Source organism: Geomonas silvestris, assembly GCF_014193515.1.
Classification (GTDB): domain Bacteria; phylum Desulfobacterota; class Desulfuromonadia; order Geobacterales; family Geobacteraceae; genus Geomonas; species Geomonas silvestris.
The window spans coordinates 94,539-120,161 of record NZ_BLXX01000008.1 but is presented as its reverse complement, the minus strand read 5'-3'; the positions used below and the strand labels follow the sequence as shown (position 1 = coordinate 120,161).

General features: G+C 64.1%; 21 protein-coding genes. 10 read left to right on the top strand and 11 right to left on the bottom strand.

The annotated features are described in order from the left end of the window. Positions 1–9 precede the first annotated feature (9 nt). From GMST_RS13615 to GMST_RS13580, 8 genes are all read right to left on the bottom strand, one after another. Complete coding sequence (locus tag GMST_RS13615; protein ID WP_183355228.1) at positions 10–426, bottom strand: thioesterase family protein; 417 nt, start codon at positions 424–426, stop codon at positions 10–12. Between the two features lie 132 nt (positions 427–558). Beyond that, positions 559–2,217, bottom strand: a complete 1,659-nt coding sequence (locus GMST_RS13610) for a mucoidy inhibitor MuiA family protein (protein ID WP_183355227.1) — start codon at positions 2,215–2,217, stop codon at positions 559–561. A gap of 89 nt (positions 2,218–2,306) precedes the next feature. After that, positions 2,307–3,224 carry a DUF6268 family outer membrane beta-barrel protein gene (locus tag GMST_RS13605; RefSeq protein ID WP_183355226.1) on the bottom strand — a complete coding sequence of 306 codons (918 nt, stop codon included), beginning with the start codon at positions 3,222–3,224 and terminating at the stop codon, positions 2,307–2,309. A 42-nt stretch (positions 3,225–3,266) separates the two neighbouring features. Further along, positions 3,267–3,953: a haloacid dehalogenase type II gene (locus GMST_RS13600; protein ID WP_183355225.1), complete on the bottom strand. Its 687-nt coding sequence runs from the start codon at positions 3,951–3,953 to the stop codon at positions 3,267–3,269. A 735-nt stretch (positions 3,954–4,688) separates the two neighbouring features. Beyond that, a complete protein-coding gene (locus tag GMST_RS13595) occupies positions 4,689–5,096 on the bottom strand; it encodes a bacteriohemerythrin (protein WP_183355224.1) in 408 nt (135 codons plus the stop codon). Between the two features lie 215 nt (positions 5,097–5,311). Then, on the bottom strand, positions 5,312–9,466 hold the full coding sequence (locus tag GMST_RS13590; RefSeq protein ID WP_183355223.1) for a DEAD/DEAH box helicase: 4,155 nt from the start codon (positions 9,464–9,466) through the stop codon (positions 5,312–5,314). Positions 9,467–9,478: 12 nt separating this feature from the next. After that, positions 9,479–10,360, bottom strand: coding sequence for a carbon-nitrogen hydrolase (locus tag GMST_RS13585; RefSeq protein WP_183355222.1), 882 nt, complete (start codon positions 10,358–10,360; stop codon positions 9,479–9,481). 278 nt (positions 10,361–10,638) lie between these two features. Then, the gene (locus GMST_RS13580; protein ID WP_183355221.1) at positions 10,639–11,670 is read right to left on the bottom strand and encodes an agmatine deiminase family protein; all 1,032 of its coding nucleotides are present in this window, start codon (positions 11,668–11,670) and stop codon (positions 10,639–10,641) included. 319 nt (positions 11,671–11,989) lie between these two features. On the opposite strand from GMST_RS13580, the gene GMST_RS13575 reads away from it, so the two are divergent. The 3 genes from GMST_RS13575 (at position 11,990) to GMST_RS13565 (ending at position 16,986) form a co-directional block, all read left to right on the top strand. Further along, a complete protein-coding gene (locus GMST_RS13575; protein WP_183355220.1) occupies positions 11,990–12,130 on the top strand; it encodes a hypothetical protein in 141 nt (46 codons plus the stop codon). 120 nt (positions 12,131–12,250) lie between these two features. Then, on the top strand, positions 12,251–13,165 hold the full coding sequence (gene nudC / locus GMST_RS13570; RefSeq protein WP_183355219.1) for an NAD(+) diphosphatase: 915 nt from the start codon (positions 12,251–12,253) through the stop codon (positions 13,163–13,165). A 437-nt stretch (positions 13,166–13,602) separates the two neighbouring features. Further along, positions 13,603–16,986 (top strand): DEAD/DEAH box helicase, encoded by a 3,384-nt coding sequence (locus GMST_RS13565; RefSeq protein ID WP_246399604.1) that lies wholly within the window; start codon positions 13,603–13,605, stop codon positions 16,984–16,986. A 200-nt stretch (positions 16,987–17,186) separates the two neighbouring features. Here the strand turns inward: GMST_RS13565 and GMST_RS13560 are convergent, their stop codons facing one another. From GMST_RS13560 to sfsA, 3 genes are all read right to left on the bottom strand, one after another. Further along, positions 17,187–17,702: an ATP-binding protein gene (locus tag GMST_RS13560; protein ID WP_183355218.1), complete on the bottom strand. Its 516-nt coding sequence runs from the start codon at positions 17,700–17,702 to the stop codon at positions 17,187–17,189. Then, positions 17,699–18,136, bottom strand: a complete 438-nt coding sequence (locus GMST_RS13555; protein WP_183355217.1) for a hypothetical protein — start codon at positions 18,134–18,136, stop codon at positions 17,699–17,701. The genes GMST_RS13560 and GMST_RS13555 overlap by 4 nt, the downstream gene beginning before the upstream one ends. A 68-nt stretch (positions 18,137–18,204) precedes the next feature. Further along, positions 18,205–18,900 carry a DNA/RNA nuclease SfsA gene (gene sfsA, locus GMST_RS13550; protein WP_183355216.1) on the bottom strand — a complete coding sequence of 232 codons (696 nt, stop codon included), beginning with the start codon at positions 18,898–18,900 and terminating at the stop codon, positions 18,205–18,207. A 213-nt stretch (positions 18,901–19,113) separates the two neighbouring features. Here sfsA and GMST_RS13545 point away from each other — a divergent pair, with 213 nt between their 5' ends. From GMST_RS13545 to rodA, 7 genes are all read left to right on the top strand, one after another. Further along, a complete protein-coding gene (locus GMST_RS13545) occupies positions 19,114–19,491 on the top strand; it encodes a hypothetical protein (protein WP_183355215.1) in 378 nt (125 codons plus the stop codon). A gap of 193 nt (positions 19,492–19,684) precedes the next feature. Next, a complete protein-coding gene (rfbA, locus tag GMST_RS13540) occupies positions 19,685–20,590 on the top strand; it encodes a glucose-1-phosphate thymidylyltransferase RfbA (RefSeq protein ID WP_183355214.1) in 906 nt (301 codons plus the stop codon). Beyond that, a complete protein-coding gene (locus tag GMST_RS13535; RefSeq protein WP_183355213.1) occupies positions 20,587–21,075 on the top strand; it encodes a dTDP-4-dehydrorhamnose 3,5-epimerase family protein in 489 nt (162 codons plus the stop codon). The genes rfbA and GMST_RS13535 overlap by 4 nt, the downstream gene beginning before the upstream one ends. Positions 21,076–21,159: 84 nt before the next feature. Further along, the gene (gene mreC, locus GMST_RS13530; RefSeq protein ID WP_183355212.1) at positions 21,160–21,984 is read left to right on the top strand and encodes a rod shape-determining protein MreC; all 825 of its coding nucleotides are present in this window, start codon (positions 21,160–21,162) and stop codon (positions 21,982–21,984) included. A gap of 19 nt (positions 21,985–22,003) precedes the next feature. After that, positions 22,004–22,489 carry a rod shape-determining protein MreD gene (mreD, locus tag GMST_RS13525; protein WP_183355316.1) on the top strand — a complete coding sequence of 162 codons (486 nt, stop codon included), beginning with the start codon at positions 22,004–22,006 and terminating at the stop codon, positions 22,487–22,489. Continuing rightward, positions 22,486–24,411, top strand: a complete 1,926-nt coding sequence (gene mrdA / locus GMST_RS13520) for a penicillin-binding protein 2 (protein WP_183355211.1) — start codon at positions 22,486–22,488, stop codon at positions 24,409–24,411. The genes mreD and mrdA overlap by 4 nt, the downstream gene beginning before the upstream one ends. Before the next feature lie 77 nt (positions 24,412–24,488). Next, positions 24,489–25,589: a rod shape-determining protein RodA gene (gene rodA / locus GMST_RS13515; protein ID WP_183355210.1), complete on the top strand. Its 1,101-nt coding sequence runs from the start codon at positions 24,489–24,491 to the stop codon at positions 25,587–25,589. Positions 25,590–25,623: the final 34 nt, after the last annotated feature.

Below are 25,623 nucleotides of genomic sequence, written 5' to 3'. Positions count from 1 at the left end.
TTATCCGTTTTATCCCTGCTCTTTTTTCTTGAGTCGTTCCTTGAACTGTTCCAGGTTGATGGTGAAGCGCTCGTGGCTCCCCTTGCTGATCAGATCCTTTTCGTCGTGGACTTCGACCTCCCAAAGGGTCCTCTTGCCGTTCACCTCGACCAGGCGCACCTGCGCGGTCACCTCCATCCCCGGCGGCGTCGCGGCGGAATGGCTCACGTTGATCATGGTCCCGACCGAGCGCTCCCCTTCGTCCAGGAAGGGTTGCAGCGCCTCCATGCAGGCCCACTCGATGAACCCGACCAGGTAGCCGGTGGCGAAGACCTCGGGCATCTCCCGGAACAGCGCCGATTCGGGGTAGAGCCGCGGCACCGTCTTTTCCAAGGGGACGCGGAAGGTATGGGTATGGGTAATGCCGGCGGCAAGATTGTCTTTCATGTCGACCTCCCTGACTTAACCGAACTCCCTTTCTCTACTTCAGTGCTTCTGGTACTGTGCTGTAACCGTAACGGACTGAAGATGAAAGGTCCTGCTAGTGTACAGCACCGCGCGGCGTTGTCTAACCTCCCTCTATTCGGCACCAGTGAGTGTGCGCCCCTTCGGGTACTCGATCACTATGTCGTAGCTGAGCTTCTTCTTCTCCCCGGGGGCCAGGTTGAGCTTCCAGACCAGCGTGCCGTCGGGCTTGCGCTCGTCGGGTGCGGGCTTTTCCTCCTCGAGCTTCACCTTGATCTCTTCGTTCCCCGCAAGCGGCAGCTGGTCCAAAAGAGACAGGCGGATCGGCTGCTTCTTGAAGTTGTCCAGTTCGACGCTCACCCGGTAGCTGATCCGGCTGTTGCCCAGGATCCCTCCCTGCTTGCCGACCCGGTTGACCTCGCGCTTCACCTTGACGCGGTCGTCGGCCCCGAAAAAGAGATCGAACTTCTCGCCGGCGGCCACGGTTTTCAGCAGGCTCTTCCCGGTAAAGACCGCATCGTTGAAGATGTTCACCTCGCCTGCCAGCAGCGGGTAGTTGGACGCGTTGGTCACCTCGGACTTCAGATAGACCCGCGGCGAGAGCTTCGGGGTCGCCTGGTACTCGGCGCTTACCGGGAGGGTGGCCAGCGCGATGACCGTGCCGGTGCGGCTGCCGTCAGCCGGGATGTCCACCGGCTGGGGCACCCCGAAGAGGACCGAGGTCTGCCCTTCGGCGAGCTCCGCCTCCACCGGGCGTGCCGGGGCCGGGCGGGGAGCTGCACCGTCCACTGCCTCCAGCGCCTGCGCTTCGGGGGGAGCGGCGGCACCAAAGGTAAGCGCCCTTTTGGCGGCCGGACGCGGCAGCGGGATGGGGGGCTGGTAGAAGCCGACGTGCCACGGGAAAAGCTCGGGCGGCGCGCCACCCGCCTCGGGACGCGCGCTGGAGAGCGCCAGCCTGACCTTGGGCCAGGCCTCCCCGGTCAGCTGCCAGACCTGGGCCCGGTAGGTAAGCTCTGCCGCGGTCCCCTCGGCGTTGAGGCGCAGATCGTAGGTCGGGATCCAGTGCGCATCGCTGACCAGATAGCTCAGCTCGAGGTCGAAGCTCATCGGACGCTCCGCCTCGATGGCGACCTCGACGTTGCGCACCTCCTTGCTGCGGTTCCCCTTGGCCTGCTCCAGCTCCTGCTTGAGCGCGTTGATCCTCTCCTGCAGCGGCTTCTTGGCGGCATCGGTGTCGTAGATGCTCTCTTCCACCTTGCCAACCCCATCACCCACGAATCTCGCCGCCTCGTTCAACTCGCCGGTGGCCGGCTTCCCCTGTCCCAGCTCCTTGGAGATCCGCTCGCCCCAGCCCACCCGGATCGACTCGAGAAACGCCTTCTGTGCGGAGAGCCCCTTGCGGCGCGCCTCCAGGGTTGCCACCTTGCGCTGCACTACCTCGACCTGCTCCTCCAGCTCGCGGATGCGCTGCTCCTGGAGCCGCTCCAGGAATACCGGCTTCACGGTGAGACCCGCAATGCGCGCCACGCCGGTCCCTTTTCCTGAGACCCGCAACGATTCCTGGTTCAAGGTGAGTGGCAGGTTGTCGATGCTCACCAGGTTGAGGCCGGCCTTCAGGTTGACGCTTCCCTTCCGGGTTACCTGTGCCTGGTCGGCGTACACCGTTACGGAGCTTATCTGCGAGGCGACGAGGACGGGATCGCCGGAAGCCTGAACGGCCGTGGCGAGAAGAACCAAGAAGATCAGGGAGAACAGCAGCGGACGCAGCACCATGGTGGGACCCTCCAGAAAAACTTCAAAGCAGATACGTCAACTCTTCAAAACACCGGCACACGCAAGCTGCGGCGAGAGCCGACGCGCGATTACCAGCGCAGGTTCAGCGAGGCCCGGGCAAAGGGGCCGTCGTCGAGCGAGAGGTCCGGATGCCCTGCGGCGAACTGCTCGTAGAAGATGAACTTCCGGGCGAAGGCGTAACCCGCGGCAAGCTCCCCGGTCACCCGGTCGGCCAGGTTCCATTCGGCTCCGCCGGTCACCCGGAAGTCGCGGTAGCGAATGACCCTGGCCCCCAGACTTTCCTGGTGCAACTGGTACTCGGTCCCGTGGTACTCGCCGTTCAGGGCGAGCTTCAGCTCCGGAGTCAGCGCGTAACTCACCCCGGGACGCGGCGCCGCGATGCTGATGGTCCAGCGCTCGTCGGGGCGGTAGACCAGGCCGACGATCGGCAAGACCGGGAGGGAGTGGTAGCCCTGGGAGTAGATGAGGCCGGCGAGCAGGGTGAGGCGCTGCGTGGTGCTGAACCGGCCGATCACGCCGAGGCGCACCCGCACGTCGTCGCTGCCTATCGCGCGGTAGTCGCCGGCGATGCCGGGGGCCAGAAAGAGCGAGTAGCCGAATTCCCGGTCGCGCTGGTGATCGAGGCGCAGCCCAAGCGTCGTGCTGTACAGGCTCCCCGGCAGACGGGCGGCAGCGGGAGCACTCACCTCGACCTGGGCATAGCTCAGCTCCGGGGTAAGCCTCAGCTGGCGGTCGATCTTCACGGCGCGGCCGAGTTTCACCCGGAACTCGCCGAGTCCTACCTGGCCGCCGGCGTCCCTGCTGTCGCTCTTGGGCCACCAGGCGCCCTCGACGGAGAACTCCCAGGGACGCGGGGCAGGGCGGGACGCGGGAGGCGTCATCAGTTCTTCTGCTGAATCGGCAGGGGAGTCTTCTTCGGCGCGGCTGGGCGCGGCAAAGGCGAGGAGAGCCAGGAAGAGGGCGAATATAAGGGCGGGACGTTTCATGCGGTGCGGAACCTCCAAAAGCTGCTGCAAAATGGGGTGGCCTCAGCCCAGGCGCGGCTGGCGCTCCACGGCGGAGGCCAACTCGACGAGCGAGGTGATGGTCACGGTTGGATCGCTCCCCCAGGGGTCGAAGATCGCCTCGGGCGAGCGCTGCAGCCAGGCGGTGCGCAGTCCGGCCGAGTCGGCGCCCAGGACGTCGAAGGGGTTGGACGAGACGAGCCAGGCCTCCTTGCCCACGCTCCCGGCGCGGCGCAGGAAGTGGCAGTAGACGCCGGGATTCGGCTTGAAGGACTTCATCTCGTCGACACTCACTACGTCGAGGAAAAAGTCGCGGATCCCCGCCGTCGCAAGGAGTTTCTCAACCGCCTCGCGGCTGCCGTTTGAGAAGGCGTAGAGCCTAAAGCCGCTCTGCTGTGCCAGGCGCAGCCCCTGTTCCACGTCGCTGAACGCGGGGAGCACCCGGTAGGCGTCCAGGAGTTCCTGCTTCTGCTCTTGGCTGAGCGCCACCTTGTAACAGGTGCAGGCGTAGTCGAGCGCCTGGCTCGTACAGACCGCGAAGGTCTGGTAGTTCTGCATCAGGGCACGCCGGAAGGAATACTCCAGCTGTTTTTCGCGCCAGCAGCGGGAGAACTCCGCAGCTCGGTCACCCAGGTGCCGCTGCAGCATGACTACAACTCCGTGAGTGTCGATGAGCGTGCCATAGACATCGAAAGCAATCGTTACGGACATATGGGACATTCTCCTCTTGGTGCCGTTGCGGAGCAGCTCTTTTTCAGCGCCAATTGACCCGCTGCAATTATCTAGCGAGATAATTGCACGAGGTAACCCCAAAAAGTTTTTCGAGACGCCAAAATTGCAAAAGGTACCTCCAAAAAACAAATGTAGGAGTAGATAGTTGTTTTTCAGAGCTCCCAAAAACAAATGTAGGACTAGATAGTTGTTTTTCGGGGCTCCAAAAAACCGCAAGGCATGGCCTTGTTGTTTTTCAGCGCTCCAAAAAACAAATGTAGGAGTAGATAGTTGTTTTTGGTAGCTGCAAAATTGCAAAAGGTAGTGGCACTTTGCATTTTTGGAGCTCCAAAATCCAGCAAGAGACGACAAAGTTGTTTTGGGTGACGCCGAACTGGAAAAGAAGACTTGAGATCCGTCTCTCCTACCCGCAACAAAGGTGCAGCCCTCACAAATCTGAACCAGATGACCGGTTTCTCTGAACGAGCGTCAGGATCGCACTATTGTAACTGAAGGGACTTCACTGGCAAGCAGCCTGAGCGCCAGTTCTACCTGTGATGACGCAGGATTACAAGTTTAAAAGTAATGGCTAAGGGAAAGGCGGGTCGGTGGGGGGTGCGGAACGTTGAGGAAGAAGCGGGAGATCGATGCCGTGCAGGGATGGTAAAGCAAAGCGCCCCATGGACAGTGAGCTGCGTCTGTGCCATGGGGCGCTTGGATGCAACGGTGAAAGGATCAGACCTGGCCGTGTTTCTTCAGGTACCTGGTGTAGCGCTGGTCGGTAATCTGGATATGGCTTAAGATCCAGCTGGAGAGGAAGTTCACCACCTCGATGTTGAGCCCCGGCTTGCGCGCGTCGAAGCTCTCCCTGAACTCGAACGCCTTGGTTATGAACTTGTTGTGCTCCATCTGGTGCAGTTTCTCTTCCGGGTATTTGTGCTTTTTCAGAAGCTCCTCTTCCGCGGTGAAGTGAACTCTCGCGTAGTTGAAGAGGTTCGTGATGGTGTCTTCGATGAGGGCGGCATCTTTGCCGTCACGCACGGCATCCTCCAGCCCCTGAAGGAGTTCGATCAGCTTGAGGTGTTGCTCGTCGATCGGCTCGATGCCGACGCTCAGTTCGGGATTCCATTCGATTTGTGCCATGGTCTCGGTCTCCTTATGACGTGGCTCGCAATGCGGTGTCACGAAAGGTGCGTTAGGAACTGCTGGCCAGCCGCAAGTTTATCACGTGTCTGGAAATCTACCTGACGATGCTCGGCCCGGTGACCAAAAAAAAGACCGGCGCCGATCTCCCAGATCAGGTCACCAGTCTCTTCGGGGGAATCTCTCTTTTCTTGAGGGTTTTCCGCTGCCGATAGCTACCCCTGGCGCAGCAATTCCAGGAGCTCGTCGGCGCCTACCTTGCCGCTCAGGTCGCTCTCCTCTAAAAGGCTGTCGGCCAGACCGCGTTTGTGCTGGTGCAGGCCAACGATCTTCTCTTCGATGGTCCCCTTGACCACCAGGCGGTAGATGGTTACCGGGCGCTGCTGCCCGATCCGGTGCGCCCGGTCCGAGGCTTGGTCTTCGACAGCCGGGTTCCACCAGGGATCCATGTGGATCACGTAATCGGCCGCGGTGAGGTTGAGGCCGACCCCACCGGCCTTCAGGCTGATCAGGAAGAGTTCGCCTTCGCCGGCCTGGAAGGCGTCGACCCGCTCCTTGCGCTCGCGCGGCGGGGTGCTGCCGTCCAGGTACTGGTAGGGGATCCCGGCCCGGTCCAGGTGTTCACGGATGATGGCCAGGTGCCCGACGAACTGGCTGAAAACCAGCGCCTTGTGCCGGTTCTCCAAAAGCTCCTCGACGATCTCGGTAAAGGCCGCGAGCTTGCTGCTGGGGACCGGGCTCTCCGGCAGCACCAGCCGCGGATTGCAGCAGGCTCGCCGCAGCCGCATGATCTCCGCCAGTATCTTCATGTGGAGCTCTGCCTTCCCCTCCACCTTGCCGACCCCGGCCAGGTTCTCCAGCGCGCTGCGCCGCAGGGCCTCGTAGAAGGCGGCCTCCTCTTCGCTCTGCTCCACCTTGATGGTGATCTCGGTGCGCGAGGGGAGCTCCTCCAGCACCTGGTTCTTGGTGCGGCGCAGGATGAAGGGCTGGATCAGCTTCTTGAGCCGCCCACGGGCCTTCTTCTCCTCGCCCTTCTCGATGGGGGCGGCGTACTTCACGTTGAACTGTTTGAGCGAGCCGAGCAGCCCCGGGTTTATGAAGCGGAACACGTTCCACAGCTCGCCCAGGTGATTTTCGATGGGGGTGCCGGTGGCGACCATCTTGAAGGCGCCGCTAAGCCCCATGGCGGCCTGGCTCCGCTTGGTGGCGAGGTTCTTGATCGCCTGTGCCTCGTCGAGCACGATTCCCTGCCAGTTAACCGCCGCCATGAGTTCGGCTTCCTGCTGCAAGAGGCCGTAGCTTGCGATCACCAGGTCGAAGGGCTTCAAACTTTGCAAGGTCTTGGCGCGGTCGCCGGGGCCGAACATGATGACGTTGAGGGTGGGGGCGAACCGGGCGGTCTCGCTCTCCCAGTTCAGGCAGACCGAGGTGGGGGCGACCACCAGCGACGGCCCCCGGTTCGCCATGCTGAGGAGCTGCGCCAGGGTCTGCACCGTCTTGCCGAGCCCCATGTCGTCGGCCAGGCAGGCGCCGACCCCCCAGTGGGCCAGGCGGTTCAGCCAGCGGAAACCCTCCTCCTGGTAGCCGCGCAACTCAGCCCGCAGCGTGCTCGGAAGCACCGGCTCGAAGTTCTGCGCGGTGCGCAGCCGCTTCAGCTGCTCCGTCCAGTGCTGGTCGGTCTGGCACTCCCCGGCCTCTTGGGCCAAGTCCTCGAAGATACCCGCGGCCAGGGGATGGAAGCGGAACCCCTTACCGTGCGGCTCGGCGTAGCTGGAGAGCTCCTCCAGGCGCTTTTTGAGCTCCGTCGAGAGCGCCAGGTACTCGTTTTCCCCCACGGCGACGAAGCGGCCGCTGGAATCCTTCATGAGCTTCACGAGTTCCTGGAGATCGAGGGTGAGCCCCTCGTTCACCGTGAGCGTCCCTTCCAGCTCGAACCAGTCTTTCGCCTGCCTGATGTTCACCTTGGTCTGCCGGATCCCGACCTGCTGGCGCACCTTGAACCGTGCCCCCTCGGGCCAGGCGACCCGGATGCCGTCGCCCAGTTCCTGCAACTGGACCAGGAGCTCCAGGGCCGTTTCCGGGGCCGGCAGGAGCCACAGGCCGTCTTCCTCCTCGCGCTCGGCCAAGACCGGCAGCGCGGCGAGCGCCTCGGCGGATTTGCGCAACTCCAGGCGCAGGTCGCGGCGCGCCTGCACCCGTTTGCCCTCGAGGACCGCCATGATGGTCTCGCCGCCGATTCCCGGCTTGAGGTACGGCCCGGCGTCGCCGAAGGGGCGCACCAACTGTTCGAGCTTCACACCCTCCTGGTAGGGGAGCAGGTGGAAGCACGGTGTCGGATCCCCGCTTAAAAGTTCCGCCTCGCCGGCACCGATGTCCGAGTGCACCGTGAGGATGCCGGAGAGCGACTTGATCGCCTCGAGCGTCTTGTCGCGGGCGTGGGCCGGGATCTTGAGCCCGCTCCCCACGATAGTAGCGATCTTTCGGTGCTCGTCACGTATCTGGAACACCTTGATCCGAGTAGGACTCTCCTTTTGCAGGTAAGTGCGCTGGTCCGGCTCGAAAGGGGGGGAGAGGGACATCAGGAGGTGGTCGCCTTCGTTTAAAAGCTGCAACTCGGGCTCACCCGCGACGAATTCCACCCGCACGGTTGCGGCCGCGTCGAGATAGACCTGGGGGTGACCGGCCAGAAGGGGGAGGGCGCGGTCCAGGTCGAGACGGTACACCTCGCGGCCGTAGTACCCCGACTCGCGCTCCTTCTTGATGCAGCGGCAGATGCGCAGGTCCTGCTCGCTTAAGAAGTCGAGCTCGGGATTTTCTCCGGCGAGCCTGCGCAGTGAGACGTTTTTCCCGGCACTCCACTTGCCGGCGGCCGAGAGCTTCTGTTCGCGCGGCTGCAGCTCAACGTAGCGCCCCTGATCCAGGAAGTGCCAGATAAGACGCGAGGTGGAACGCTCCGCAACGCTCGCCTGCTCCTCGGGGCGGTTCAGGGAACTGAGCGCCTTGAGGGCGTTCTCCCAGAACTCGGTGCGCTTGATCAATTCAATGAGGGGAGTTCGACCCTCCGTGCGGTAGCGCTGCCGTAGCGCTTCGGCTTGGGCCGAGGCGTGGCCGCTGGCGCGGGCGGAGAACTCGAACTCGTCGGCAAGCCATTGGTACCCCGCCTCCCGCGCCGGCTGCGCCAGGTCGGCAACCAGTCTGGCCTGCACCTCGCTCACCGCGCAGCCGCTCCAGGAAAGCGTCAGTGCCGCGAAGAGCCCGACGAACGGGGAGTTGGAAAGCCGCGGAATCAGCGTTTGCAGGATCGCCCCGGCGCCGCGCGAACCGCTGCGCTCCTCGATGACCAGGCTGAGCATCCGGTAGATGTCCTGGTGGGGCCAGTCGCGCTTGGCGATCACCCACGAGCAGAACTCGTCGGCGCGGGTGAGCAGGGGCTGCTCTCCGGCGGCGATCAGGGCAACTACGTAGAACGGTCCCGAGAGGTCGCTGAAGAAGGTCTTGCGCTTGCCGGTCTCCTTGCGTAACAGGGAGAGCGCTTCCTCGAAGCCGGCCAGCGCCTGATCTACTGCGTTTCTGGTGAGCGCCTCCCAGGCCACGACGGCCACCTCGCGCGAGGTCGCCCAGGCCTGGGCCGCGTACCTTGCCTGCTCTGGTTGGCCGCGCAGCAAGAGTTCCTGGCAGTAGGTGTCGTGGAGGATCTGCGGGAGTTCCCCCTGGGCTACCCGCTGTTCCAGGACTTCGAACGCCTCGCGCACCGGGAGGAAGGTGGCCAGGGCATAGCTTAAGATCTCGGCGAGGGCGGGGTCGGAGAGCTGGCGGGGGAGGGTGGCGAACCACTCGGCATCGAAGGGGAAGCTGCAGACGAGAACGAAGGGGTGGCAGGTGAGGGTTTCGTAGGGGAACTGGCGCTCGAAACGGGCCAGCTTGTCGAAGACGAATTTGGCATCCTGGCGGTAAAACCCGATCCGGATGTCGCGCAGGGCGTGCTGGGGGACCCGGTAGTAGCTGCTCCCCCACTCGCTTACCATGGGGATCTCGATCTGCACTGCCAGGACCATCCCCTCGAAGCTCCCGCTGCGCACGGCGCTCAGGGTTGCCTGGTGGGCGATCTGCCGGTTGCAGCGCACCCCGTCGCGCGCGACCTCGACGAGCTGCGCCTGGCTCAGGCGCCCCAACAGCTCGGCGAGGTTTACGGCGTTCAGCTTCCCGTCGCCCGGCAGCCTCAGGCTGAAGCGCCGGGCGAGGTTCAACAGGACGTTCTTGGAGACCGGCGCGTAGGCGACCGAGAGGAGCTGCACCAGGGTGCGCTCGGCGGGCTCCAGGGCGGCAAGGCTCGCCAGCAGCTCTTTCGAAGGGGTGAAGGGGGAGGGCACGTGCGCTCTCCTTTAGTCGCGGTAGCGGCGCACCAGGTCCTGGTACGCGTCGATGCGGCGGTCGCGCAGGAAAGGCCAGATGCGGCGCACGTCCTCGCTGCGCCGGCGGTCCACCTCGACCACGAGGAGCTCCTCTTCCTGCCCGGCGTGTGCCAGGAACTCACCCTGCGGCCCGGCCACGAAGCTCGAGCCCCAGAACTGGATCCCGGCACCCACGCCGCTTGGGTCTGCCTCGAAGCCGACGCGGTTCACCGACAGGACGGGGATGCCGTTGGCGACCGCGTGGGCGCGCTGGATGGTGATCCAGGCGTCCTGCTGGCGCTTTTTCTCCGCGTCGCTGTCGCGCGGGTCCCAGCCGATGGCGGTCGGGTAGATGAGGAGCTCGGCACCGGCCAGGGCCATCAGGCGCGCGGCCTCCGGGTACCACTGGTCCCAGCAGACCAGCACGCCGAGTTTCCCCAGCGAGGTCTGCACCGGCTCGAAGCCCAAGTCCCCCGGGGTGAAGTAGAACTTCTCGTAGAAGGCGGGGTCGTCCGGGATGTGCATCTTGCGGTACGTGCCGGCGATGCTGCCGTCGCGGTCCAGGACCACCGCGGTGTTGTGGTACAGGCCGGGGGCGCGGCGCTCGAAGAGCGAGGTCACCAGCACGATGCCGAGTTCGCGGGCCAGCGCTCCGAAGAGTTCGGTAGAGGGGCCGGGGATACTCTCGGCCATCTCGAAACAGTCGGTGTCTTCGGTCTGGCAGAAGTAGCTGCCGGTGTGCAGCTCCTGGAGCGTCACCAGCTGCGCCCCCTGGGCCGCGGCCTCGCGGATCGCGGCGACGGTTGCCGCTATGGTCTCGTCGCGGTTTTGGCGCAGGCTCTGCTGTACCAGGGCGACCTTTAACTTGTTCATTAAATCCTCCGTGCTAACTGCCGGCTTTTGCGCTCGTTGCCGCACCTGGCCGGTGTAAGGGGCATGAGGCCCGTGCAGATGTTTCGAAGTGGACCCGCCTACCTGTCGGTTATCCGAAAAAATCGGGGAACCCGCCCAACCGGGTCCCCTCTCCCCCTGCGGGAGAGGGCCAGGGTGAGGGGGAAGGTGCCACGTTATTGCCGATGCCAGCTTAACCACCCCCCGGCCCCCTCCCGTCAAGGGAGGGGGGGATGTGGTCTCGGGAAAACCCGATAAGCCTACCGGTTCAGGGTCCCCTTGGGGAGCTGCATGGTGATGCAGTGCAGGGAGCCGTGCTGCAGGATGAGCGGCAGGCAGTCGATCCCCACGATCTCGCGCCCGGGAAAGGCTCGGCCGATGGCCTCAAGCGCCGCCTGGTCGTTCGGGTCCTGGTAGGTCGGCACCAGTACCGCGCCGTTTACCACCAGGAAGTTCGCGTAGGTGGCCGGGAGCCGGGTACCTTCCTCGTCGAAGCGCGCTCCGGGCCAGGGGAGGGGGATCATCCGGTACGGTTTGCCATCCCTGGTGCGGAAGGCCGCGATCTCGGCCTCCATCGCCTTGAGTGCATGGTAGTGCTCGTCGTCGGGATCGTCGCAGCCGACGTAGGCGATGGTGTCGTCCGGGCAGAGGCGCGCCAGGGTATCCACGTGGGAATCGGTGTCGTCGCCGGCCAGGTAGCCGTTGGCAAGCCAGAGGAACCGGTCGCTGCCGAACAGGCCGTGCAACTCCTGCTCCAGCTCCTCGCGGGTCAGGTGCGGGTTGCGGTTGTCGTTCAACAGGCACTCTTCGGTGGTCAGGATGGTCCCCGCGCCGTTGCTTTCGATGCTCCCCCCCTCGAGGATAAGCCCGACGGTCTCCAGCGGTGCCTTCCAGACCGAGTGGAACTGCAACTTCTTGTTGATCCGGTTGTCGAGGTCGGAGGGGAACTTGAGCCCCCAGCCGTTGAAGCCGAAGTTGAGCAGCCGAAGGGCGCTCCCCTCCTCGACGCTGATCGGGCCGAAGTCCCGGGCCCAGGTGTCGTTGGTCTCCACCTGGCAGACCCGCACCCGCTCCAGCCGGGCACCAGCTGCTTCCAAGAGTCCGCGTACCCGCTCGGGGTCCGGGGCGGCTATGACCGCCTGCTCGAAGCGGCTGATCTCTTTTACGATCTCGACAAATACCGGCTCCACCAGCTCCAGGTAGGGCTGCCAGTCGCTCTCCTCATGGGGCCAGGCCAAAAGCACCCCGTCCTGGGGTTCCCACTCCGCCGGCAATCGACGTTCACTAGTCACACTTCTCTCCTGCAGCTAAAGATTGGTCGAGCGGGCCGCGGGCGCGCACCTGCGGCTCCCGCATAGCGGCGCAAAATCAGGTGCTTTTTCGCTCTGGCGCGCTGGCCTGCTCAAAGGAGAAAGAGTTAGCATATCGAGCCTTGGCAATGCAAGCTAAAAGGGGGGCGCTAAGCGCTGTCGCGGGGGCAATTTCCCTGAAAAAACTCTAAAGTGCGGGCAGACGCTGCCGATAAAAAACAGCATGTGGTCTATTTCATGAGGTGGGTGTGTGCCGGGCGCGACGGTGCCGGCGCCGGGATATCCAGAAGGAGGGAGCGCGATGGACGAGGAACTTAAGGAAATCGAAGCGTTAACCAACGAACTGCTCAGAGTGCTGGAAGGTTTCTGGTCCGAATGCCAGGCGGGAGCGCTGAACAAGGCGAGATTCCTCTCGGAGCGCAAGGGATCGCTCGACTACTGAATACCGCGTGCCGTTACCACCTGGCAGGCTCCCCCCCGGCAGCGCCGAAATGGCATTGATTCCCTCGCCCGTTTCTGTATGATGGCCCACTACCCGAAACGTTATCGACAGGAGTGGCACATGGCATTTCCCGACGCTGTCCATCTCCCCTTCAACGGCGAGATCATCAAGAAGCGCTTCACCCAACGCAAACCCGGCGAGCTCGACGAGACTGCCGCCGGCTTTTGGGTCTTTTTGCAGGGGGATGCGCTGATCCTCGCCGATGGCGCCCTGTACCGGGGCGACCTCCCCGCCACCTTCACCATGCAGGGGACACCGCTGCTCTTCGGAGAGTGGGACGGCGAGCCGGTCCGCCTCATGACGGTGGCGCCCGACCAGCTGCTCACCCCTGAATTCCAGGCGGTCCCCTCCGCCGATCTTCCCTACGGCCTGATGACCCTCTACGGACTGGCGCGCCAGATCCTCTACTGGGAGCGCATGAGCCGGCACTGCTCCAAGTGCGGCGCCAGCATGAAGCGGATCCGGCTTACCTGGGGCAAGCGCTGCACCGGCTGCGGCCACGAGCACTTCCCCCACATCCACCCCTGCGTCATCGTGCTGATCCGGCGCGGCGAGAAGTTCCTCTTGGCGCGCAAGCCGGAATGGCCCCAGGGACGCTACAGCCTGGTGGCCGGGTTCCTGGACTTCGGTGAGTCGCTCGAGGAGTGCGTGGACCGCGAGGTGTTCGAGGAGACCGGGCTCAAGGTCGCCAACCTCCGCTACGTGGGGAGCCAGAACTGGCCCTTCCCGAGCCAGATGATGGCGGGGTTCGTCGCCGATTACGCCTCCGGGGAGATCACGGTGGACGGCGACGAACTGGAAGACGCCCAGTGGTTTAGCCCCGACCGGATGCCCGACTCCCTGCCGCCCGAGCGCAGCATCGCCCGCTGGATCATCGATCGCTTCGCGCTGGGGTGTGGCGAGCCCGCGGCGCCGCCGGCCCCGGCCAGCGCGCTCTGCGAGCCGGGTGGGCTCTGCGGATCGGCTCCCCTCTGAAGAAACTTACAAAATATCTCTAAAGTTCTCGTCGCCTCTACCGATAGCTTGATTAACACCCAGAGAAATCACCTCGAAATCTCCAGGGTCTCCTTTTTGGGGACGGTTCGCGCCGTCCCTCTTTTTATTTCCTTCATCCGGGTATGTTTTTACCTGTCAAGTAGCTTGGCACCTGAGCCGCCTCACGCACGTCCCTTCCCTTAGAAAGGTCCTTCCGGGAATGCCGGGGGCGCTCAGAGCTCCCTTCCACGAAGCGCTGCGGCTGACCTCACGTTCCCCACTTTGCAAAAGGGGGGGCAGGGGGGATTCGCCTTTTCTTCCACGTGTGAGATCGACCGGGGCGCTCCCGCAGATGCTGTACCGGAATTGCCGACAGGGGGTTGTTGTAATGGGGGCGGCTTTTTGGTAGCATAGGCGGTTCGTTGACGAGGTGACCCTTGGCAGACCTGACGCCTAATAGAAAGAGCAGCGCCCTTTTGCGGCATCTTTTGGAGATGCCCGCCTCGGCCGTGTATGCCCTGGCCGCCAAGGGGCAGCTCTTCAACGGGTTCGAACTCTGCAAGCAGCACCCCATCACCCGGCTCGCCTGGAGCGAGGACGGCGCCGTTCTCAACCTCTCCTTCACCGTCCAAAACGACTTCAACGTCACCTTCTCGCTTGAGCAGGGGGAGCTTTCCGGTTCCTGCGACTGCGGGGTCTGGAGCCCGGAAGGGCGCTGCCCCCACCTGGTCGCTTCTCTGGCCACCCTGAAAAAAGCGGTCTCCCCCGCCTCGTTTCCCATGCTGCAACTCCCCCCGAAGTACCTGGACGGCATCCGCCGCGAGCTGACCCAGGTGGCACCTGCCGCCGAGGCCACCGGCGTGAAGGCCGACCTGAGCGCCCCCTTCGCCCTGGTGCTGGAGAGGCATGACGGGGAGGTGCAGCAGCACCTGTTCCAGGAGGGGGAACCGGTAACCCTCGCGGAGAGCGGACTCCCCGCGTCGCTGAAAGACTTCCTGCGCCTGTTGAACTCTCCGGCCCTGGGGGGGCGCTCCCACGAGGAGTTCGTGAACCGCTTCCAGGGGCGTTACCCGATCTGCTTCTCGGACGACCGGGGGCTCGTCCCCATGCGCATGGACAGCTCCACCCTCCGTTCGGTGCTGGTGCACCTCGACCTGCGCCGCGGCGAACTGCGCGGCTCGCAGAGCCTCGACGACGGCACGCTCTTCGACGACGACTCCTTCGTATCCGAACACTACTACTTCGACCTGCGTCAGGCCCGGATCCAGAAACTGGCCGAGGCCGGGCACGAGCGCTACTACCAGAGGCTTGCCGGGGATCTCGCGGCCCTGCCGGAGAGTTCGCTCAACGAGGACCGCCAAGGGTTTCTCGCCCTGGCGGAGGACTTCAACCGGTTGCAGTTCACCCTGAAAGATGTGGAACTCGCGGCCTTTTTGAAACGGGCGGTCTTGAGCCGCGACGGGGCACGCTGCCAGTTGCGCACCATCCACCCCTCGTACCGCCTGAACATCGAGGAGTTGGGCGACACGGTGCACCTGGTTACCGAGGGGGTTGCCGAGGAGCTCAGGTTCCCGCTCTCCCGTGATCTCTTCTGGTTCTTCCCCGCCTCGGGAAGGCAGCACCACCCCCAGCCACTGCGCGCCAAGAAGCGCGTGGCTGCCATCCTCGACGCCTGCTTTAGCGCGCTTTCCGGCCACACCCGTACCGAGCGCGAGCGCATCGCGCGGCTTGCCCTGGACACCCCGGAATTCGCCAAGCGCGGGGTGCGCGCCGAGGCGCGCCAGATCGTGAACGGCTTCTGGGAGATGGCCGGCGAGCCGCGCACCCTCTTGCAGTTGGGCGAGGGGGGGTGGCTGGGCCTTGCCGTCGACGGGGTGCGCCAGGCCCAGCTGCTCGAGATCCCTTACCGGCTCTTCGGCGCCGAGATATTCACCCCCGCGACCGAACCCGGAGAGATGTACCTGGACCGCAAGACCTTCCTGAAGGGGCTCACCAGGCTGCGCGAGGCGTGCGTGGCGGGCGGCTTCGGCCTCGCCATCGGCGGCGAGGAGCTGGAGACGGTATCCTGGTCCTTCACCCTGGACGCGACCCGCAGCTCCATCGACTGGTTCGAGCTGCGCCCCGAGATCCGCTTCGAGGGGGAACTGGTCGACGAGCGGGAGTTCCAGGAGGCGGTCAAGGGGGGCGGCCTGTTCCGTAAGGGGAACCAGATGGTGCTGCTGGACGAGGAGAGCAGCCGCGCCCTCTCGCTCTTTGCCGGCCACGCCAAGCGCGAGGTGGTGCGGGTTCCCAGGCTGCAGATCCTGGACTGGATCGTGCTCAGGCGCAGCGGGGTGCGGGTCCTCTTGGCCCCCGAGGAAGAGCGGATCATCGACAGCCTGCTCAACTTCCAGAGCATCGAGCGGAGCCAGATCCCCGCGGGGCTCAAGGCGACCCTGCGCAACTACCAGGTGGAAGGGTACAGCTGGCTCGCCTTTCTCTACCGGCACCGCTTCGGCGCCTGCCTCGCCGACGACATGGGGCTCGGGAAGACCATCCAGGCGATCGCCCTTTTGGCCGGGCTCAAGGAGGGGATCATCCCGTCCGATCTCCCCCAAGAACAGCCGCACCTGGTGGTGGTTCCCCCCAGCCTCATCTTCAACTGGGAGAGCGAGATCGCCCGGTTCTATCCCGGTTTCAAGGTCGGGGTGTACCGGGGGCAGGGGAGGAAGGCCGAGTTCGCCGGGTTCGATCTGGTGCTGACCAGCTACGGGGTGATCCAGCGCGACATCGAGCAGCTCTCCCGGCTCAACTTCCACGTCATCGTCTTCGACGAGGCGCAGGCGGTCAAGAACATCCACGCCGACACCACCGGGGCGGTGCGCCGGCTCAAGGGGCGCTTCAAGGTGAGCCTCACCGGGACGCCGGTGGAGAACCACCTGGGCGAGTACTACTCGGTGATGGACCTGGCGCTCCCCGGGCTTTTGGGGAACTACGAGCTGTTCCGCCGCGGCATGGGGCGCGAGGGGAGCGCCTTTTTGGACCTCCTGGTGCGGCGCACCCGCCCCTTCATCCTCAGGCGGACCAAGGACATGATCGCCGCCGAGCTCCCCCCCAAGGTGGAGACCGACCTCTACCTCGAGATGAGTCCGCGCCAGAAAGCGCTCTACGCGCGCACCGTGGCCCAGGTGAAGGCGACCGTCGCCGAGGCCTACGCCTCCAAGGCGCCGGGGCAGGCCCGGATCATCGCCCTCACCGCCATCTTAAAGCTGCGCCAGATCTGCCTCTCCTCCCGGCTCATGCTGACCGAGGCGCACGACGCCTCCCCGAAGATCGAGTTTCTGGTCGAGCAGGTGCAGGAGCTCTTCGCCGAGGGGCACAGCGTCCTGGTCTTCTCGCAGTTCACCTCCTTCCTCGACCTGGTGCAGGAGGCGCTCAACGGCGAGCGGATCTTGAACTTCCGGCTGGACGGCTCCACCCCGGTGTCGCGCAGAAAGGCGCTGGTAGAGAGCTTCCAGGACTCCGCCGAGCCGGCGGTCTTCCTGCTCAGCCTGAAGGCAGGGGGGCGTGGGCTCAATCTGACCCGTGCCTCCTACGTCTTCCACCTGGACCCCTGGTGGAACCCGGCGGTCGAGAACCAGGCCTCGGACCGGGCCCACCGCATCGGCCAGCAGCGCCAGGTCACCATCACCCGGCTTTTGATGCGCCACAGCATCGAGGAGAAGATGATGGAGCTCAAAAAGCGCAAGCTGAAGTTGTACCGGGCCCTGCTGGAAGACGCCGAGAGCGACGCCGGCCAGTCGCTGGGAAGGGAAGACTTCGAGTTCCTGCTGGGGAATTAAAGACAATTTACGATTGACACTTGATAATGCGACACCATTGTCCGCCGAGGAGTCGCATCGGCGGTCTTTCTCTCCGCCTTCATCCCTTTTATGTCCTTTAAGTCCCTAAAGTCTCTAAAGTCCTTTACGTCCTGTACCTTTTTCGATTTTCTAAAAAGCTGGTGTGGTGTAGTCGGGTGGGAACTTTCAGGTAGGCTGGTTCAGGCGCTGGGCTGGGTGAAGTAGCGGCAGAAGGAGAGGGTGTTGCGCCCGTCTTCGGTGCGGTAGCTCACCTCGTCCATGATGGTCTCGATGATGAAGAGCCCCATGCCGTTCTCGGGGAGGGAACCGATGTCCTCTGGGTCGAATTCCAGGGTGCGCGGGGCGAAATCGATGATCGCGGTGCCGAAGTCGCTCACCTCGAAGCTGATCCGGTCCGGGTGCAGGGTGATGGCGGCTTCGACCTTGAACCCGTCCTGGCGCCGGTAGGCATGGGTGATCGCGTTGTTGACCGCTTCCACGACGCAGACTTCCATCTCGCCGTAGGCCTCTTCGGTCAAGGGGGAGCAGGCGCACACGCCGCGCACCGCGTGACCGATCAGGGCGACATCGCTCAATTTGCTGTCGATGCTCAGGTGGAGGGTCTTGCTTGAGGGGGCGGGGTGGCCGGATTTCGAGAGGGCGCGTGTCGCGCCGGAGGCCGTGCTTTTTGCTGCCGCTGCTGCCGTCACTGTCATCGTTCCGCCTGCTCTACCCAGGACTGGGCCACTGAAAGCTGCTTCAAGAACTCGGCCGCGAACAGGAACTCGCCCTGCGGCGCCGCCACGTTGATGCTCTCCTCGTTGCGCTGGATGGAAAAGGCGTACCCCTTCTTGCCGTTTCGCTCGTACCCCTCGACGAACAGTTTGGTCACCGTCTCACCCTCGCCGCCGTCGAACTTGTGGGTCAGCCCCTCTTTCCCCGGCGCGGCGTGCACCGCCAGGATCTTGCGCTGCAGCTCGAAGGCCTCCCACGGTTCCACCACGAAGCGGATCTGGTGACTGCCGCTCGCCAACCGGAAAAAACGGAGCGCGATGCGTCCCTCGTCGGCCTTTCCCGCCTGGCGCTTCTCGGTCGCCGAGATCTCGACTCCGCTCTCCTTGGCGTAGATGGTGAACCTGGGAATTCTCACGTGACCTCCCGGAAAAAATACGCTCAACTGTAGCGCCCAACTCCTCGCTTGTCAACGCGGCGCCGCGCCTAGAGCTCGACCGCGAGCCGGCGCTCCAGGCGGATCTCCGCGTGGCTCACCGCCGCCCGGTAGGCGAGGAGTTCCACCCCGGAACGTGCCGCCTCGCGCAGGAGCTTCCCGTAGGTCGGGTCGATGTGGTCGGCCGGTGACAGCGAGTCGCCGTCGGCGCGCTGCACCACGAAGAGGTTCACCGCGCGGTGCCCCTGGCGCACCATCCCCATCAGTTCTCTCAGGTGCTTCTGCCCCCGGGCGCTCACCGCATCGGGAAAAAGCGCGCGCCCCTTGTCCACCAGGGTCACGTTCTTCACCTCGACGTAGCAGTACCCCGTGGGGCCCGTGAGAAACAGGTCGATGCGGCTCCCCTCGCCGTAAGGGACCTCCCCCCGGATGGTCTGGTAGCCGGCGAGTTCCGAGATGGTCCCGTTTTCGATCGCCTCGCGGGCCAAAAGGTTGGGGAGCTGGGTGTTGATGCCGATCCAGATGCCGTCCGCCTCGACGAGCTCCCAGCTGTGCCGGTATTTCCGGGCGGTGTTGGGGCTCAAGGAGAGGGCGACCCGGCTTCCGGGAATCGCGCACCCCATCATGCTCCCGGTATTCGGGGTGTGGGCGGTGACGATGCTGCCGTCCTCCAGCTCGACGTCGGCCAGGAACCGATGGTAGCGGCGTATCAGGGTGCCGGAGACAAGCGGCTGCGGTAATTTCATGAATCCTCCAGGTGCTGTTTCGCACTGCCGCATCCCCAACCGGAACCGCCGCACGCGGGCGCCCATGAAATCACAGAGTTAAGGTCCTTGTCCAGACAAAACTGGCGGTCGGCACCGGGGCGGCGTTTCCCATGAAAATCATTGAAGTGCCTGTCAAATCTGCTAAAATGGGTGGCTGTTGCCGGCATGGCTGGTACGTGAGGGGGGAGATGCATGGCAAAGGGACAGTGGATGCACCAGGAACACCTCGAGGCGGTGCAGCGCTTCGGCAAGTCGATCGGCAAGCGCGCCGGCTTTCACTGCGAATGGTGCGCGGGAAACGACGGGCTGAAGCTCTGGGAGTACCGCCCCGATGACGAACCCGCCGAGGAGAATCTCGCCCTTTTGTGCGACGCCTGCCGCGCCCTGGCCGACTCCCGCGAGGCCGACACCCACCGGCTGAGGGCGATCCGCAACGCGCTTTGGAGCGACGTCCCCGCGGTGGCCGAAGGTGCCGCACTGGTGCTGGCGCGCTGCAAGGAACCCTGGGCCCGCGAGGCGATTGAGGAAAGCTTCATCGACGAGAAGCTCAAGGAGCGCCTGATCCCCTGACCCGACCCGGACCGCCCACACCTTCCCGGCCGCCACGGCGTTTCCCGTGCGGCTTTTGACCCCTTTTGCAGCAATCCGCAGCGAACCGGTACCTTTACTTGGTCCTTTCCCTGTTTACTGTTTGACTCCGGATGCGTCCCTATGGTAGAAAAAATAGTTTCTTAATGTGATTTTAGCGTCTGGAGCGGGGGTTATGGTACCAGGTATCAAAAAGGGCATTTTGCTCGCAGGTGGCGCCGGAAGCAGGCTCTACCCGCTGACCATGGTGGCGAGCAAGCAGTTGCAGCCGGTGTACGACAAGCCGATGATCTACTACCCGCTGGCGACCCTCATGATGGCCGGCATCGCCGACATCCTGATCATCTCCACCCCTCAGGACACGCCGCGCTTCCAGGCCCTTCTGGGCGACGGCTCCCGCTGGGGGATCAAGCTGAGCTACGCGGTGCAGCCCGAACCCAAGGGGATCGCCCAGGCCTTCGTGATCGGCGAACAGTTCCTGTCCGGTGAGCCGGTCTGCCTGATCCTCGGGGACAACATCTTCTACGGCAAGATGGAACTCGACCGCCTGATCGCCCAGTTCGAGCAGGGCGCCAAGATCTTCGGCTACTACGTCCAGGACCCCGAGCGCTACGGCGTGGTCGACTTCGACAACGACGGCAAGGTGCTGAGCATCGAGGAAAAACCCGCCCAACCGAAGTCGAACTACGCGGTTCCCGGGCTCTACCTCTACGACGGCAAGGTGGTGGAGATCTCCAAGGCGCTCAAACCTTCGCCGCGCGGCGAGCTGGAGATCACCGACGTGAACCTCGAGTACCTCAGGCGCGGCGAGCTGTCGGTCCAGAAACTCGGGCGCGGCATCGCCTGGCTCGACACCGGCACCCACCAAAGCCTTCTGGAGGCCTCCCACTTCATCGGGACCCTGGAAGCACGGCAGGGGCTCAAGATCGCCTGCCTCGAGGAGATCGCCCTGCGCATGGGATACCTGGATTGCGCGCGCATGGCCGCCGTTATCGCCGACACCCCGAAATCATCCTACCGTGACTACCTGCAGCGGGTCTACAACGAGACCCAGCTCTGCGGGGGAGGTATCCGTTCATGAGCAAGACCGTAAGCTACCAGAAAGGGCGCATCCACGATGTGGTGACCCGCCCCCTGACCAAGTTTCTCGACGAGCGCGGCTGGCTCTCCGAGCTGTTCCGCTCGGACGAACTCGACCCGGCGCTCATGCCGACCATGGCCTACGTCTCGATGACCCAGCCCGGCGTGGCGCGCGGCCCTCACGAGCACGTCGACCAGACCGACTACTTCTGCTTCATCGGGCCGGCGAACTTCAAGGTGTACCTCTGGGATGCCCGCAAGGACTCCCCGACCTACGGCGTGAAGCAGATCTTTTTCGCCGGTGTCGATGCGCCGACCATGCTCATCGTGCCGCCGGGGGTGGTGCACGCCTACAAGAACGTAAGCCACGAAAACGGCATCGTCTTCAACGGCCCCAACCGGCTCTACGCGGGGCCCGGCAAACGGGAGAAGGTCGACGAGATCCGGCACGAGGACGAGGCGGATTCGCCGTTTCAGTTGGAGTAGGGGCGCGCCCACGGACCGGAACCGGTAATGCAAGGATATTTTCATAGGGGGCTCGGCGGCCCCCTAAGCCATTTTTGAGACCGAATGAAAGAGCTGCTACTGCGCTACAAACGCTTCCTGATCACCGCCACCTTCCTGGTGACCGCCTTTTTGATCTACGCACTCAACCTGCGCTACAAGGAACACGCCAACCCGGTGGAGCGCTCGGTGATGGCACTGACCGCCCCGTTTGCCAATGCGCTGGCCGGCGCCGACAACTTCGTGGAAGGGATCTGGCGCGACTACATCGACCTGGTCGAGGTGCGCCAGGAAAACATCGCCCTGAGAAAGAGCGTGAAACGCCTCAACGAGCGGATCCTTGCGGGGAACGAGGCGGTGGTGGCCAACGCCCGGCTGCAGGCCCTTTTGAACCTGAAGGAGACCCAGGAGACGCCGTCGGTGGCGGTTTCGGTGATCGGCGAGGACTCCTCGGCCTGGTTCAAGACCCTGGTGGTCGATCGCGGCAGCGCCGACGGCCTTGCCGAGGGGATGCCGGTACTGGCGGCGGGTGGCGCCGTGGGGCGCCTGGTAAAGGTGGCGCCGCACAGCTCAAGGGTGCTCCTTCTGACCGACCACGCCTCGGCCATCGCCGCCATGGTGCAGCGCTCCCGGGCCCGCGGCGTGGTGCGCGGCATGGGGGGCGGCCGCTGCTCAATGGAGTTCACGGTCAAAGATGAAGATGTTAAAGTGGGGGATGCGGTCATCTGCTCCGGCATCGGCGGGGTGTTCCCGAAAGGGGTGCCGATCGGCGAGGTGACCATGGTGAAGAAGGGGGAGTACGGCGTGTTTCAGACCATCGAGGTGCGCCCCACGGTGAACATCGGCAGGCTCGAGGAGATGCTGGTGCTCCTTAAACAACCTCATGAATAGACCCCACGGACGGTAGAAACTGATGCGTTACCTAAAGATAGTCGGCCTGGTCCTGGCCGCAGTGTTGCTGCAGATGACCCTTTTGCCGCGCTACCTGCAGGACCCTTTCCAACCAAACCTGATCATCATCCTGGTGGTGTACCTGGGGCTTAAGCTGCAGCACCGTTTCGCGGCGCTGGCGGCCTTCTCCCTGGGACTGCTGCAGGACAGCTTCTCCGGCATCTACCTCGGGCTGCACGCCTTCAGCTACCTCTGCCTCTACACGCTCCTGTCGCAGGTCGCGGACCGGCTCTACACGGACAACCGGGCGCTTTTGGTCCTGGTGGTCTTCCTGGGGACCTTCTTCTGCGCGCTTTTGAACCTGGTGATGCTGATGATCTTCTCGGTCTCCAAGGGTGTCTACGCGACGCTCTTGCCGGTCCTGGTCCCGCAGGCACTGGTGAACGCGCTCGCCGCCTCGCTCTTCTTCATGTTCAAGCGCGGCGCGGTCGAGGAGGCGCGATGAAGGCACACAGCGGCATCATCCCCGACGGTGACGGCTCCCGGCGCATCATCTGGATCTCCTTTGGCGCCTTCGCCATGTTCTTCCTGCTGTTGTCCCGGCTCTGGTACCTGCAGGTAGTCGACACCGAGAACCTCTTGGACCAGTCCGAGAACAACCGGCTGCGCTTCGTCCCGGTGGCGGCCCCGCGCGGCGCCATCCTGGACCGAAACGGCAAGGTGCTGGTCTCCAATACCCCCTCCTTCTCGGTTGCCGTGATCCCCAAGGACGTCAAAGACCGCGAGCAGCTGGTCTCCAGCCTCGCCCGGCTTTTGAAGCTCGATCCCAAGGAGATCCAGGACAAGTGGAACAAGGGGCAGGGGAGGGCGAAGTACTACCCGCTGGTGGTGGCCTCCAACATAAGCCGCGACCAGATGGAGTTCCTCGAGGAGAACCGGCTCTCCCTGTCCGGCGTCAACATCGAGATGAAGCCGGTGCGCGCCTACCCCAACGGCGAGCTCGCTTCGCACCTTCTGGGGTACCTGGGTGAGGTCTCCGAGGAGGAGCTGGGGAACGAGCGCTACAAGGACTATAACGCCGGGGATTACACCGGTAAAAGCGGCATCGAGAAGAGCTGGGAGAACTTCCTGCACGGCACCGACGGCGGGCGCCAGATCGAGGTCGACGCGCGCGGCCGCTTCCTGCGCACCGTCGAGGAGACCGCCTCCACGGTCGGCAACTCGGTCATGCTCACCATCGACCTCGATATGCAGAAGGTCGCCGAGCAGGCCTTCGGGGACAAGGCGGGCGCCGCGGTCGCCATGGACGTCAACACCGGCGAGGTGCTCGCCTTTGCCAGCAATCCCGGTTTCGACCCGGCGCTCTTCACCGGGCGGCTCCCCGCCGACAAGTGGAAGGAGTACCTCGAGGACAAGCGCCACCCGCTGGAGAACAAGGCACTCAAGGGGATGTATCCGCCGGGCTCGACCTTCAAGATCATCACCGCCATCGCCGGGATCGAGGAGGGGCTCATCGACGCCCACAGCTCGGTCGACTGCCCTGGGTACTACAAGTTCGGCAACGCCACCTTCAAGTGCTGGGATAAAAAAGGACACGGCCACGTCGAGCTGAGAAAGGCGCTCCGGGAGTCTTGCGACGTCTACTTCTACAAGCTCGCCGAAAGGCTCGGGGTGAACCGGATCGCCGCCTACGCCAAGAAGTTCGGGCTGGGTGCCCCGATGGGGATCGGGCTGGACAACGAGAAGGGTGGGGTGATCCCGACCGAGGAGTGGAAGAAGAAGCGCTTCGGCACCAAGTGGTTCTCCGGGGAGACGCTCTCGGTGGGGATCGGCCAGGGGTACGTGCTGACCACCCCGGTGCAGCTCGCCTCGATGATCGCCACCGTCGCCAACGACGGGGTGATCTACCAGCCGCACCTGGTGAAGCGCATCGTCGACCTGGACGGCAAACCGATCAAGGAGTTCCCGCCGCAGCAGGTGGGGCGCGCCGCCATCAAGCCTTCCACCTTCAAGCTGATCAAGGAGGGGCTCTTCGCGGTGGTCAACGAGCCGCACGGGACCGGGGGGATGGCGCGGCTTTCCGAGGTGAAGGTGGCCGGCAAGACCGGTTCCTCCCAGGTCGTCAAGATGCGCGACAGCAAGGGGGAGGTCCCCTACCAGTTCCGCGATCACGCGCTCTTCGTGGCCTTCGCCCCGCTCGAGAAACCCGAGATCGCTGTTGCGGTCATCGTGGAGCACGGCGAGCACGGCGGTTCAGCCGCGGCCCCGATCGCAGGGAGGCTCCTGCGCGCCTACTTCGAGGGGAAGGGCGTCATCAAGAAGCCGGTGCCCAAGCAGGAGCCCAAGGACGAAAAGGGTGGCGCGCCGGGCTCAGGCACCCCGACCGCTCCCGCAGCGGCACCCGCTGCCGACACCGACACCGAATAACCGGCAAGGCCCGCGCCTCCTGGCCGGGTTCCCGATAACACCGCGGTACCGCTGAGTACCGGATTCCTGGGGATTTCATGTTTGACCGCAGGCTCTTTACCAACTTCGACTGGACCCTTCTGGCCCTGGTGCTGCTCATTACCGGGTTCGGGGTGATCAACATCTACAGCGCCTCCTCGTCCTACCGGGAGATCGGCACCCCCTATTTCCTGAAGCAGATCTACTGGACCGTGGCCGGCATCATGCTCTGTCTCACGGTCTGCAGCATCGACTACCACATGCTGGAGGACTTCGCCTACTGGCTCTACGGTGCCGTGCTCATTTTGCTGGTCCTGGTGCTGGTGATCGGCAAGACCTCCATGGGTGCCACCCGCTGGATCCACCTGGGCTTTTTCACCGTCCAGCCTTCCGAGCCGATGAAGATCGTCATCATCATGACCTTCGCCCGGTTCTTCAGCCGGTACCCGGTCTTCCAGGGGCTCACCCTGAAGGATCTCCTCTACCCGCTGGCACTGCTGGGTGCACCGGCGCTGCTCATCATGAAACAGCCCGACCTGGGGACCGCGATCCTGGTCTCGCTCATCGCCGGCACCATGCTCCTCTTCGTCGGGGTGCGCTGGTCCGCGCTCGCCACGCTCGCCGCTGCCGCGATCCCCACCATTTTCCTGGGGTGGCGCTTCGCCCTGCACGACTACCAGAAAAAGAGGATCTACAACTTCCTGAACCCGGACCTCGATCCGCAGGGGAGCGGCTACCACATCATCCAGAGCAAGATCGCGGTGGGGTCGGGGGGCACCTTCGGCAAGGGGTTCATGCACGGCACCCAGTCACAGCTGCGCTTTCTTCCCGAGCAGCATACCGACTTCGCCTTCTCGGTCTTCGCCGAGGAGTGGGGCTTTGTCGGCTGCCTGGTCATGCTCACCCTCTACCTCTTCCTGATCTTCTGGGGGCTGGGGATCGCCAAGCGCTGTAACGACCGTTTCGGCTCGCTGATGGCTGTCGGCGTCTCCGCCATGCTCTTCTGGCACATCGTCATCAACATGGGGATGGTGATCGGCCTCTTCCCGGTGGTCGGGGTACCGCTCCCCTTCTTCTCCTACGGCGGGACCTCCATGGTCACCTCCATGGTCGGCGTCGGGATCCTGCTCAACATCAGCATGCGGCGCTTCATGTTCTAGCCGTCCGGCGCAGGGGCAGGGTGCAGCTCTCCCT